The organism is Simplicispira hankyongi, from assembly GCF_003570885.1.
GTDB classification, from domain to species: Bacteria; Pseudomonadota; Gammaproteobacteria; order Burkholderiales; family Burkholderiaceae_C; genus Simplicispira; species Simplicispira hankyongi.
In genome coordinates, this window is sequence record NZ_QXJC01000003.1 from 845,169 (window position 1) to 857,705 (window position 12,537).

7 protein-coding genes and 1 pseudogene are annotated in these 12,537 nt (G+C 68.2%); 6 read left to right on the plus strand and 2 right to left on the minus strand.

What is annotated here, in order from left to right:
- Nucleotides 1-18: 18 nt before the first annotated feature.
- Nucleotides 19-522, plus strand: coding sequence for a peptidoglycan-binding protein LysM (lysM, locus tag D3F03_RS10580; RefSeq protein WP_119109309.1), 504 nt, complete (start codon nt 19-21; stop codon nt 520-522).
- Nucleotides 523-536: 14 nt separating this feature from the next.
- On the opposite strand, the gene D3F03_RS17290 is transcribed toward lysM, so the two are convergent.
- Complete coding sequence (locus tag D3F03_RS17290; RefSeq protein ID WP_245960590.1) at nt 537-908, minus strand: rhodanese-like domain-containing protein; 372 nt, start codon at nt 906-908, stop codon at nt 537-539.
- 78 nt (nt 909-986) lie between these two features.
- A pseudogene (locus D3F03_RS17295) lies at nt 987-1,832 on the minus strand (creatininase family protein); the annotation flags it as partial.
- Nucleotides 1,833-1,888: 56 nt separating this feature from the next.
- On the opposite strand from D3F03_RS17295, the gene D3F03_RS10590 reads away from it, so the two are divergent.
- The 5 genes from D3F03_RS10590 to priA all read left to right on the plus strand — a co-directional run bounded on the left by D3F03_RS10590 (nt 1,889) and on the right by priA (nt 12,498).
- Complete coding sequence (locus D3F03_RS10590) at nt 1,889-2,641, plus strand: alanyl-tRNA editing protein (RefSeq protein WP_119109311.1); 753 nt, start codon at nt 1,889-1,891, stop codon at nt 2,639-2,641.
- A 180-nt stretch (nt 2,642-2,821) separates the two neighbouring features.
- Nucleotides 2,822-6,580, plus strand: coding sequence for a DUF748 domain-containing protein (locus tag D3F03_RS10595; protein WP_119109312.1), 3,759 nt, complete (start codon nt 2,822-2,824; stop codon nt 6,578-6,580).
- A gap of 134 nt (nt 6,581-6,714) precedes the next feature.
- Nucleotides 6,715-8,952, plus strand: a complete 2,238-nt coding sequence (locus D3F03_RS10600; RefSeq protein WP_119109313.1) for a protein-disulfide reductase DsbD family protein — start codon at nt 6,715-6,717, stop codon at nt 8,950-8,952.
- Between the two features lie 45 nt (nt 8,953-8,997).
- Entirely contained in the window at nt 8,998-10,110 is a 1,113-nt protein-coding gene (hemE, locus tag D3F03_RS10605) for a uroporphyrinogen decarboxylase (RefSeq protein WP_119109314.1), read from the plus strand.
- A 309-nt stretch (nt 10,111-10,419) separates the two neighbouring features.
- A complete protein-coding gene (gene priA, locus D3F03_RS10610) occupies nt 10,420-12,498 on the plus strand; it encodes a replication restart helicase PriA (protein ID WP_119109509.1) in 2,079 nt (692 codons plus the stop codon).
- The last annotated feature ends 39 nt before the right edge of the window (nt 12,499-12,537 follow it).

Here is a 12,537-nt window from a genome sequence, read left to right on the forward strand (position 1 = left end):
CACCAGGGAGCTCACACCATGGGTCTTTTCAGTTTCATCAAGGAAGCCGGCGAAAAACTGTTCGGCGGTAAAGAAGTCGAAGCCGCTGTCACGAAAGCCGCCACCGACGCAACGGCCAAGCCGTCGCTCGACGCGCTCAATGCACAGGCAGCACGCGCCATTGAGACCTACATTGCCAGCCAAAAGCTCGGCGTGGAAGGCGTGCATGTGGACTACGACGGCGCGACCGGCACGGTGAGCGTCAGCGGCCAGGCGCCATCGCAAGAAGCCCTGGAAAAAGTAACCCTCTGCTGCGGCAATGTTGCCAGCGTCAAGCAGGTGAACAACCTGATGGCAGTCGCTGCGCCGGCGCCCGAAGCACAGTACCACGACGTGGTGCGCGGCGACACGCTCTCGGCGATCGCCAAAAAATACTACGGCGACGCCAGCAAGTACCCGAAAATCTTCGAAGCCAACAAACCCATGCTGAGCGACCCGGACAAGATTTATCCGGGCCAGAAACTGCGCATTCCCGCGCTGTAAATTTCAGAAACAACTCAGGTCTGCCGCCAAGGCAGACCGCGCGCACGCCAACCACCGCTGTGGTTGCGCTGTGCACTGGCATCGGGGTCGCCCTCGAAGCCTTCCAGCACATTCCAGGCTTCGATGCCCAATTGCGTAGCCCGCTGCGCCGCCGCAATCGAGCGCACCCCGCTGCGACACAGCAGCACGGCCCGCTGGCCAGCGGGCACCGCAGCGCGCAATTGCGCATCGAAATCGGGGTTCGGCAGCATGCCGGGCCACTGCTTCCAGGCCACGGCTGCCGCACCCGGCACTTCGCCAACCCAGGCGCGCTCGGCGTCGCTGCGCACGTCCACCAGCACCGCTTCCCCCGCGCTGACCCAACCCCATGCCTGCTCGGGCGTCACGTCGCCCGCATAACCTTGGTCGGGGCGCGTGAACGTGGTGGGTGGGGCCGACGTAGGCGCGGCCTGCTGGTGGACCTGAGGCGTATCGCACAGTGTGTCGCCGGGCAGGTCGGCAATTTCCTGCAGCAATTGGGCAAGCCCCGCCCCGGCGGCTTCCACCAGCGCGCGTCCCTTTTCTGCTGTCGCCGCGGCGGCGTTGCCCACTGCGCCCACGGGGTTGTAGTCCTGCATCTGCCAGCCGAGCTTGGCCGTCTTGCCATTGCCCAGCAGCGGGTAGCGCGCGGCGCGGTCTTGCGAGGTGGAGTGAAAATGCCGCGCGTGCTCCATGTGCACCGTGTGCGGCGCAAGGTGCAACATCATCGACGTCTCGATATCGCCTGCGTGGATGCCAAAGCGGTGCTCTTCGGCACTGAAGCGCGCGCTCACTTCTTGCGGTAGCGGCAGACTGAACCAGCTGGCGCTGTAAACCAGCAGGCCAGAGCGGGTGCGCAGCTCGCGCGCGACGATGTCCATCACGCTGACCTGGCCGCCATGGCCGTTGAACAACAGCAGCTTCTTGATACCGGCGCGCGCCACGCCCTCGCCCAGCTCGGTCCAGAGCGCGATCAACGTGGCAGGGGCAAGCGTCAGCGTACCCGGAAAACGGATGTGCTCCGGGCTGAGGCCGACGTTCTGCGGCGGCAGAAACAGCACCGGCAGCTCGGGAGGCAGCCGCGCAAGGGCCGCGTCCATCACGCCCTGCAGCAGGGTGGCATCGACCGATACCGGCAAATGCGGGCCATGCTGCTCCGTGGCGGCCACGGGCAAGACGGCCACTGTGCGTTCCAGGCCGGAGGCGGCGGCGAGTTGCGCGAAATCGCGCGTCCCCAGCTCCGACCAGAAACGGGAGGGCAGCGCGGGAGGGGAAAGTGGTTCGGTCGGCATGGCCGCATGGTAGCGGCGCGAAGACAGGTTCGGCGTTGCGCTATACGATTCGCCCCATGACAGAAGAGCTTTTTCGCAAGGATGCGCGCCTGGCCATGTGCAGTGCGCAGGTGGTCGACACCACGCCGCAGGGCATCGTGCTGGATCGCACGGTGTTCTACCCACTGGGGGGTGGCCAGGCAGGCGATGCCGGCATGCTGCTGCTCGAAGACGGCAGCGAAATCGCCATTGCCGATACCCGCAAGGAAAAGGACGACGCAGGCACGCCCACCGGCCGGATCGTGCATGTCGCTGCGCCCGGACAGGAGGCGCTGGTGGCGCAACTGCAGCCGGGCGATGTGGTGGCTGCGCGCATCGACTGGGAGCGGCGCCACCGCATGATGCGGCTGCACAGCGCCACGCACCTGCTGTGCCACCTGGTGCCGCAACTGGTCAACGGCTGCTCCATCACACCCGACTACGCACGCATGGATTTCGCCATGACCGATCCGCTCGACAAGGATGTGTTGACGCAAGGCCTGGCGGCTTTGGTAGCCGCCTCACTCCCTTTTGCGGTGGAGTCGATCAGCGACGAAGATCTGGATGCAAACCCGCAGCTCGTGAAAAGCATGAGCGTGCAGCCCCCGCGCGGCACAGGTCGCATCCGCACCATTCGCATCGGCGGTGCGGAGGGCGCGCCGCTGATTGACCTTCAGCCCTGCGGCGGCACACATGTCGCCAATACGGCGGAAATTGGACGCATCGCGGTCACGAAAATTGAGAAGAAGAGCGCCACCACCCGCAGGGTGGTGCTCGGCTTTGCCGAGTGAGCAAAGCGAAATGCGTTTTTTTTTGAGACAGCCTCATAGGCGCGCAGTGCATGTGACGACTGCACATTGAAAAGTGCCACGATACGGAGGATCGCCCCGAGCCTTGTCTGAACACGACTGCCACCCACGTGGCGCCTGGTGCGGATAATCGCCTCCCCGTCTTTGCTCGCAGCGCTCCCAATGCCCCATTCCCTGTCTTTTCCTGCGCTAAGCCGTCTGCACAAGCACCGCTGGGTGCGCCGCGCTGTGTGGGCCGCTGTGGCCTTGCTGCTGCTGTGGCTGCTGAGCTGGCTGCTGGTGCCGGTGCTTGCCAAGGGGCCGCTGGAGCGCAAGGCCAGCGAACTGCTGGGGCGGCCGGTCACGGTAGGCGCCATTGAATTCAAGCCCTGGACGCTGGAGATCACGCTGCGCGACCTCGTCGTTGGCGGTCTCAATGGCGCAGCGCCGCAATTGGAGATTGCGCGGGTGTATGCCGATGCCGAGCTGCAATCGCTGGTGCGCCTGGCGCCGGTGGTGGACGCTTTGGCCATTGACAACCCCCATCTGCGGCTGACCCTGCTGGCGGACGGCCACTACGATGTGGACGACATCCTGGCGCGCTTTGCCACCCCTGCCGATGCGCCCAGCACCGCCCCCGCACGGCTGGCGCTGTACAACCTGACGCTGACGGGTGGTGCCATCGACTTCACCGACCGCACGGTGAACCAGAGCCATGCCGTGCGCCAACTGACTCTGAAAGTGCCCTTCCTCAGCACCCTGCCCTCGCAGCGCGATATCAAGGTGGAGCCCCACCTGTCGTTCGATCTGGGCAGCAGCCACTTCAGCTCATCGGCCCAGGCGACACCGTTCGCACAAACCGGCAAGGGCGAAGCGACGATCAAATGGAGTGGTCTGGACCTGGCGCCGTATCTGGCTTACCTGCCCGCCAGTCTGCCCGTGCGATTGCAGGGCGCCGTGCTCGACCTGGACCTGAAGCTCGCTTTCGAGCAAAAGCCGGAAGTTGCCGTGAAACTGACCGGCACGGCCCAGGCGCGCAAGGTGCAGATCGCCGACCGCAGCCAACAGCCTTTGCTTGCCTGGGACCGCCTGAGCGTGGCGCTGGACGACGTGCGGCCGCTGGACCATGTGGTGCGCCTGGGCAGCATCGAACTGGATGCGCCGGTGCTGAGCGCGGCGCGCGATGCGGCTGGCGCCGTCAATCTGGCGCAACTGGGCGCGCCCGCGCCTGCCCCGACACCCGCTACAAGCGCCCTTGCAAGCACCCATGCCTCCGCTCCACCTGCACCCGCAGCCAGCCAGGCGGCGAGCAGCGCCAAGGCGCATGCAGGTGCTACCGGCAAGGCCCCTGCCTGGTCGGTCTCCGTCGCGCAAATCGCCGTGCGCCAGGGCACGGTGCACTGGGCCGACCAGAGCACGCGTCCGGCCGCCGCGCTGGAGGCCACGGGGCTCAGCGTCGATGCCAGCGCACTGGCGTTTCCATTTCAGAAGCCGTTTCCGTTTCACGGCGCGCTGGGCCTCCAGGGCAGCACGCTGTCCTTCGAGGGCCAGGCCAGCGACCAAACTGCGCAGCTGAAGCTGTCGGTCAAGGGCCTTGCCCTGCCACTGGCAGCGCCCTACCTGGCCCAGGTGCTGGAGCCCGCACTCGTCGGACAGATCGACGGTGACCTGGGTGTGCAGTGGGACGCAGCGGGAGCCGGAAAGCCAGGCGGGACGGGCGTCACGCTAGACGTAGGGCCGCTGACCGTCTCGCAGCTCGCGCTCAGGCAAGGCAAGACCAGCCTCGCAAGCGTGGACCAGATCGCGCTTGAGGGCGCCAAGGTGGACCTCGATGGCCATACGGTGGGCATTGAGCGCCTCGCCATTTCCCAGCCCCAGGCCAGCGTGGAACGCAGCGCGGACGGGCGCTGGATGTTCGAGCGCTGGCTGAAAGGCGCTTCTTCCGACACCCCCCGTCCCAGCGCTCCCCCCGATGCCGCCGCGCACCCATGGCGCGTGCAGATCACAGAAGCCAGCGTCGAAGGCGGCAAGCTTGGCTTTGCCGACCGCAGCCAACCGCGCCCGGTGGCGCTCAACGTCTCGGCCCTGGACCTGCAGGCCAGCAACCTGGCGCTCGATGGCAGCAAACCCGAAGCCTTCGCAGTCTCGGCTCGCGTGGGTGCGGGCACGGGCAAAGGCAAAGGGGAGGCCGGCAAGCTCAGCTACAAGGGCACGCTGACGCCCCAGCCCTTTGCCACCCAAGGCCAGCTCGACGCCAGCCGCCTGCCATTGCAAGCGCTCGACGGCTACCTGGCCGACCGGCTGGCGATCGAGCTGCTGCAGGGCGAAGCCGGTTTTCGCGGCACGATGGCCTTTGCGCAAACCGGGCGCGGAAATACCTTGGGCCTGAACGGCGACGCCGCCATCGACCAGCTGCGGGCCAACAGCACCGGCGCCACCACGGCCAAGACCGCCTCGCAAGTGGGCGAAGAGCTGCTGGCCTGGAAGAGCCTGGGCCTGCGCGGGCTGCATGTGGCGCTGGCCCCCGGCACCGCGCCGCGCGTGGAGGTCAAGGAAACCAGCCTGGCCGATTTCTACGCGCGCCTGTCCATCGACGAGACCGGCCGCATCAACCTCGACCAACTGGTGAAAGCACCGGGCCAGGCGGCAATACCACCCGCTGCCGGGGCGGCTGCACCGACGAACCCTGCTCAGGCGCAGGCCACTCCCGCCGCGCCCGCAGCACCTGTCACGGCCCAGGCCGCCGCGCCAGACCCGCTGGCCCCGGTGCTGCAGTTCGGTCCGATGAGCCTGGTCAACGGCAAGGTGCTGTTCTCGGACTATTTCATCAAGCCCAACTACTCGGCCGACCTCAGCGAGCTGACCGGCAAACTCAGTGCGTTTTCATCGCAGCCCGCTGGCAGCGAGCCCGTGCTGGCCGACCTGGAGCTGCGCGGGCGGGCCGAGGGTTCGGCCTCGCTGGAAGTGACCGGCAAGCTCAACCCGCTGGCCAAACCGCTGGCGCTCGACATCCAGGGCAAGGTGCGCGACCTGGAGCTGCCACCGCTCTCGCCCTACGCCGTGAAATACGCCGGCCACGGCATCGAGCGCGGCAAGCTGAGCATGGACGTGGCCTACAAGGTGCTGCCCAATGGCCAACTGACCGCCAGCAACAAGCTGGTGCTCAACCAGCTCACGTTTGGCGAGCCCGTGGCGGGCGCCCCCAACAGCCTGCCCGTCAAGCTGGCCGTGGCGCTGCTGTCGGACAGCCATGGCGTGATTGACCTGGACCTGCCGATCAGCGGCTCGCTCAACGACCCGCAGTTCAAGCTCGGCCCGGTGATCTTCAAGATCATCGTGAACCTCATCGGCAAGGCGATCACGGCGCCGTTCAGCCTGCTGGCGAGTGCACTGGGTGGCGGTGACGAGCTCAGCAGCGTGGCCTTCGCCCCAGGCAGCGCCGTGCTTTCGCCCAAGGCGCAGCAAAGTCTTGGCAAAGTGGCGAAAGCCCTGACGGACCGCCCGGCGCTGAACCTGACCGTCACTGGCACCGCCAGCCTGCCGCGCGAGCGCGAGGCCATGCAGCGCGAACGGCTGCAGCAACTGGTGCTGGCGGAAAAGCGGCGCGCCAATGCTGAAGACGACTCGCCTGTGCAGGCCGCCGAATACCCGGCTCTGCTGAAAAAGGTCTATGGCCGCGCCGACATGCCCAAGCCGCGCAACCTGGTCGGCATGGCCAAGGACTTGCCGGTGGCCGAGATGGAGGCCCTGCTGCTGGCGCACCTGCCCGCCGCAACCGAAGCCCAGGCCACCGCACTGGCGGCCGAGCGCGGGCAGGTGGTCAAGCAGTACCTGGCAGCGCAAAAGCTACCCGAAGGGCGGCTTTTTCTCGCCGCGCCCAAGCTGGCTGCGGACGGCGCAGGGTGGACGCCGCAGGCCGAATTGAGTCTGGCGGCAAAATAGGCGGCTTCGGACCCTGTCGGACTTGGAAATCGTCGGCTGCAAATCCGACAGGCTCCTAGGCAAGCGACTTCAGGCTTTGGATTCGCTGCCGCCGCTGGAACCCCACAGGCTCCCGGCACTCACACTCTGGGACCATGCGCACCATTTTCTCGCCCCGGCAACTTTTTGCTCTGCTTTTCATAGCTGTATGCGCTTACGCATCAAGCGCTAGCGCCCAAATAAGCTTCAAATCTGGCGCCATGGGCAGCAGCCTTGGCAGCGCCAGCAACGTGGTCACCACGCCGCGCGTGCGGGCAGAACTCGTGGCACACGCCCCGGACGGCCTGGCGCCCGGCGCATCCGCCTGGCTGGGCCTGGTGCTCACGCACCAGCCTGGCTGGCACACCTATTGGAAGAATGCCGGCGACTCCGGCCTGCCGACCGAGCTGCGCTGGACGCTACCCGCCGGCATGGACGTGGGCGAGATTGCATGGCCGGTGCCGCACCGCATCCGCGTCGGCCCGCTGGCCAACTACGGCTACGAGGGCGAGGTGCTGCTGGCCGTGCCGCTGCAGGTCTCGCAGGCCTTCAAGCCGCCACTGCTTGCCGGCGCGGCCGACGCGCTCACGGTGCGCCTGCACGCCAGCTGGCTGGTGTGCCGCGTGGAATGCATCCCTGAAGAAGGCGATTTCGAACTGGCGGTGCCCCTGCGCGGCTCCACGGCGGGCGATGCGGCCCGCTTTGCCCAGGCAGCGGCGCAGCAGCCCGTCGCGCTTGCCGGCGCGAGCACCGTGCGCGCCGACGGCGAACGCCTGCACTGGCGCATCGCCGGCCTGCCCCCGGCCCTGCAGGGAAAGGCGCTGGATTTGTTTGCCGAAACCCCTAGCGTGCTGGTGCCTGCCGCCGAGAGCGGCAAGGACTGGACGCAGCGCTGGGACGGCGCCGTGTGGACCGCCGACACCCCCCTGTCGCCAGAGCGCGATGCCGCCCCGCGCAGCGTGCCGGCCGTGCTCACGCTCGCGGACGGCAAGGCGCTGGGCGCCGCCGCCGGCTGGCGCGCCGTCGCCACGGTGGAGGCCGGCTGGAGCACCGGCGCGCCGCGCGCCGAGGTCTCGCCGGCGCTCGCCGCCGCACTGGAAGCCAACCGCACCGCAGCGCCGCCGCCCGCGCCCGCTGCGGCGCCCTCACTGGCCGGCCTCGCCACCGCGCTGCTCGGGGGCTTGCTGGGCGGGCTGCTGCTCAACCTCATGCCCTGCGTGTTCCCGGTGCTGGCCATCAAGCTGCTGGCCCTGGCGCGGCACGGTGGCCGGCCGCGCGCGCAGCGCCTGGCGGCGCTGGCCTACACCGTCGGCGTGGTGCTCTCCTTCCTGGCCCTCGGTGGGCTGCTGCTGGCGCTGCGCGCCGCGGGCGAGCAGCTCGGCTGGGGCTTTCAGCTGCAGTCGCCCCTGGTGGTGGCGCTGCTGGCCGGGCTGTTCACGCTGATCGGGCTGAACCTGGCAGGGGTGTTTGAGTTTGGCCAGTTCGTGCCGGGGCGCCTGGCCACGCTGCAAGCGCGCCACCCGGTGACCGACGCACTGCTCTCGGGCGTGGTGGCCGTCGCCATCGCCTCGCCTTGCACGGCGCCCTTCATGGGCGCGTCACTCGGCTTTGCCGTCGCCATGCCCGCGCCGCAGGCCCTGGCCGTGTTTGGCGCACTGGGCCTGGGCATGGCCCTGCCGTATCTGCTGGCCGGCTTTATTCCAGCGCTGGCACACGCCCTGCCGCGCCCGGGCCCGTGGATGGGCACCTTCCGCCGCGCCATGGCCTTCCCCATGTTTGCCACCGTGGTCTGGCTGGTGTGGGTGCTGGGCCAGCAAAGTGGTATCGATGGCGCCGGCGCGCTGCTGGCGCTGCTGGTGGCAGGCAGCAGCCTCGTCTGGACGTTGACGCTGCGCGGCCGCACACGCCTGCTGCTGGGCATCGCGGCGGTTGCCGCCAGCGCAGCGCTGCTGCTGGGCCTGGGGCCGAACGTCGTGCGCATGCTGCCAGCCGGTGGCACGTCGGTGGCAACCTCGCAAGCCTGGCAGCCCTGGTCGGCCGCGCGCGTGGCCGAGCTCACCGCGTCGGGCCAGCCGGTGTTTGTCGATTTCACCGCGGCCTGGTGCGTCACCTGCCAGTACAACAAGCGCACCACCCTGGCCGACCCCGAGGTGCTGGCCGACTTTGCCCGGCGCAAGGTCACGCTGCTGCGCGCCGACTGGACGCGGCGCGACCCGGCCATTACCGCCGCCCTCACCCAGCTCGGGCGCAGCGGGGTGCCGGTGTATGTGCTGTACGCCAAGGGGAAAGCGCCCGTGGTGCTGAGCGAAATCCTGGGCAAGGGCGAAGTGCAGGCGGCGCTGGCCGGGCTTTGAGGCCTGCCTGAAGGAGGGCGTGTCGCCGCCTGCGACAATCCCCCCATGAGCTTCGCACCCCTTACCAACGACACCTTTTTGCGCGCCTGCCGCCGCCAGGCCACCGACTACACGCCTTTGTGGCTGATGCGCCAGGCCGGGCGCTACCTGCCCGAGTACAAGGCGACGCGCGCCAAGGCCGGCAGCTTCATGGGCCTGGCGACGAACGTGGACTACGCCACCGAAGTCACGCTGCAGCCGCTGGAGCGTTTCCCGCTCGACGCCGCCATCTTGTTCAGCGACATCCTCACCGTGCCCGACGCCATGGGCCTGGGCCTGTCGTTTGCCGAGGGCGAAGGCCCGCGCTTTGCCAAAGTGGTGCGCGATGAAGCGGCTGTTGGACAGCTTACCGTACCCGATATGGACAAGCTGCGCTATGTGTTCGACGCCGTCACCAGCATCCGCAAGGCCTTGAACGGCCGGGTGCCGCTGATTGGCTTCTCGGGCAGCCCCTGGACCCTGGCCTGCTACATGGTCGAGGGCAAGGGCAGTGACGATTACCGCCTGGTCAAGAGCCTGATGTACAGCCGCCCCGACCTGATGCACCGCATCCTGGCCGTCAACGCCGACGCCGTGGCCCAGTACCTGAACGCCCAGATCGACGCGGGCGCCCAGGCGGTGATGGTGTTTGACAGCTGGGGCGGCGTGCTGGCCGATGGCGCCTTCCAGGAGTTCAGCCTGGCCTACACGCACCGCGTGCTGGCGCAGCTCAAGCGCACCGGCGTGGACGGCCAGGACGTGCCGCGCATCATCTTTACCAAGGGCGGCGCCTTGTGGCTTCAAGAGATGAACGCGCTCGACTGCGAAGTGCTGGGCCTGGACTGGACCGCCAATCTGGCCAAGGCGCGCGCCCTGGTGGGCGGCAAGGTCGGCGGGCCCGGCAAGGCGCTGCAGGGCAACCTCGACCCGAACGTGCTGTTTGCCCCGCCCGCGCAGATTGAAACCCAGGTGCGCAAGGTGCTGGAGAGCTTTGGCACCCCGCACACCGACCGCACGGCGACCGGCCCGACGCACATCTTCAACCTGGGCCACGGCATCAGCCAGTTCACGCCACTCGACCATGTCGCCGCGCTGGTGGAGGCGGTGCACCAGCAGTCGCGGGCGATGCGCGGGGCTTGACACACAGCAATTTTTTTGCTGGTTGTGCACACAAACCTGAAAACACCGCACCACCGGCTTGCGTTTCCCCAAGCCTCTCGTAAGTATTTGATTTGTATAGGGTGAACGGCACTGCTGATTTGCTGGGCAACGTAAGCAAAGCCCCTGTTTTCAAGGCTTCGCGGCGGGTCGGGTCGTTCTATCCACAAAGTTATCCACAGAACCCCTGGATTCTTTAAAAACTTCTGAAGGATCAGCCACTTGCACCCGGATGCGCCAAAGAAGGATGAAGTTCGACACACCGATGCGGTTGTGTCCTGCACGGTGCAAGTGGCAGTGCACACCCCCGCCCACAGCGCGCTGGGCGGCTTGCTGAGCTATGCGAGCCTCCAGCCCCTCGCTCCCGGCACGCTGGTGCGCGTGCCCCTGGGCACGCGCGAAGTGCTGGGCGTGGTGTGGGAAGCACCCGCCAGCGAGCCGGGCGTACCCCCCGCGCAACTGCGCGCCATCGCCGGTGTTCTTGCGGGCCTGCCGCCGCTGAACGCGCACTGGCGCGCCCTGGTGGCCTTTGCCGCGCGCTACTACCAGCGCAGCCTGGGCGAAGTGGCGCTGGCCGCCCTGCCGGCGCAGTTGCGCACCCTGGGGCCCGAGCAGATGGCGCGCCGGCTGCGCAGGCCCGCTGCGGCGGGTACGGACACCGATGCTACTCCATTGATAGCGCTTAGCACAGAGCAGGAAAGCGCCAGAGCCGAAATTGACTCTAAAAATGGGCCTTTCCTGCTGTTTGGCAGCACCGGCAGCGGCAAGACCGAGGTGTACCTGCGCTGCGTGCAGGACCTGCTGCTGGCCGCCCCGGCAGCGCAGGCGCTGGTCATGGTGCCCGAGATCAACCTCACGCCGCAGCTCGAAGAGCGCTTTGTCGCGCGCTTTGGTGCCGGCCAGGTGGTCTCGCTGCACAGCGGCATGACCAACCCGCAGCGCCTCAAGAGCTGGCTCGCCGCGCACAGCGGGCAGGCGCGCATTGTGCTGGGCACGCGGATGGCGGTGTTTGCCTCTATGCCTGGCCTGGGCCTGATCGTGGTCGACGAGGAACACGACGCCAGCTACAAACAGCAGGAGGGCGCCCGCTATTCGGCGCGGGATCTCGCCGTCTGGCGTGCCCGCGCCTGCGGCGCCAAGGTGATCCTGGGGTCGGCCACGCCCTCATTGGAGAGCTGGCACGCCAGCCGCCCGCCAAGCGAGGGCGACCCCGAGGGCGGTCGCTACCAACGGCTTGAGATGCCCAGCCGCATCGGCGCCGCTGCCCTGCCCCGCGTGCGCCGCGTCGACATGGGCCAGCAGCCACGCCGTGCCGTTTTTTCGGCACCGTTGCTGGCCGCCATCACCGAACGCGTGCAGCGCGGCGAGCAGTGCATGGTGCTGCTCAACCGCCGTGGCTATGCGCCCGTGCTGCATTGCCAGGATTGCGACTGGAAGAGCGACTGCCCGCACTGCAGCGCCCACCAGGTGTTCCACAAGATCGACCGCAGCCTGCGCTGCCACCACTGCGGCTACGCCCAGCGCGTGCCGCGCGCCTGCCCGGCCTGCGGCAGCCCCGACATCGCGCCCATGGGACGCGGCACCGAGCAGTTGGAAGAACATCTGGCCGGCCTGCTCGAAGGCGTGTCCCGGCAAGGCGGCGGCCCGGTGCGCATCGCCCGCATCGACGCCGACAGCACACGTGCCGCCGGCGCGCTGCAAAGCCAGCTCGCCCAAGTGCACGCGGGCGAAGTGGACGTGCTGGTCGGCACGCAGATGATTGCCAAGGGGCACGACTTTCGCCGCGTCAGCCTGGTCGCCGCGGTGCAACCCGACGGCGCCTTATTTTCGAGCGACTTTCGCGCACCCGAGCGCCTGTTTGCCTTGTTGATGCAGGCCGCAGGCCGCGCCGGGCGCGACGCCGCATGGATGGCCGAGCGCGGCACCCCGTGCGAGATGTGGGTGCAGAGCCACCACCCCAAGCACCCGGTCTACGAGGCGCTGCGCCGGCACGACTACGCCGCCTTTGCCGCGCAGCAGCTCACCGAGCGCGAGCAGGCGGGCATGCCGCCTTTTGCCTTCCAGGCACTGGTGCGGGCCGACGCGCGCACGCAGGAGGTGGCCCAGGGGTTTCTCGCCGCCGCCGCCAACGCCGCGCGCGAGGCCGCATTGCCCGGCGTGGAACACATCAGCCTGTACCCACCCATCCCGCTGGCGGTGCAGCGCGTCGCCGGCGTCGAGCGGGCCCAAATGCTGGTGGAGAGCGCCAGCCGCCCGGCGCTGCAGCATTTTCTGGCCGCCTGGCAACCGCTGCTGCATGCGCTGCGGGCAGACCCCGCGCACAAAGGGCTGGTGCGCTGGCTGGTGGACGTGGACCCGCTGGCGATCTGATTCGTTTCGCAGCCGGTGCACAATGAAAAGCATCTTTCC

Coding starts and splice junctions, on each gene's coding strand:
- lysM (WP_119109309.1), top strand. CDS start 19: ATGGGTCTTTTCAGTTTCATCAAGGAAGCCGGCGAAAAACTGTTCGGC.
- D3F03_RS10590 (WP_119109311.1), top strand. CDS start 1,889: ATGACAGAAGAGCTTTTTCGCAAGGATGCGCGCCTGGCCATGTGCAGT.
- D3F03_RS10595 (WP_119109312.1), top strand. CDS start 2,822: ATGCCCCATTCCCTGTCTTTTCCTGCGCTAAGCCGTCTGCACAAGCAC.
- D3F03_RS10600 (WP_119109313.1), top strand. CDS start 6,715: ATGCGCACCATTTTCTCGCCCCGGCAACTTTTTGCTCTGCTTTTCATA.
- hemE (WP_119109314.1), top strand. CDS start 8,998: ATGAGCTTCGCACCCCTTACCAACGACACCTTTTTGCGCGCCTGCCGC.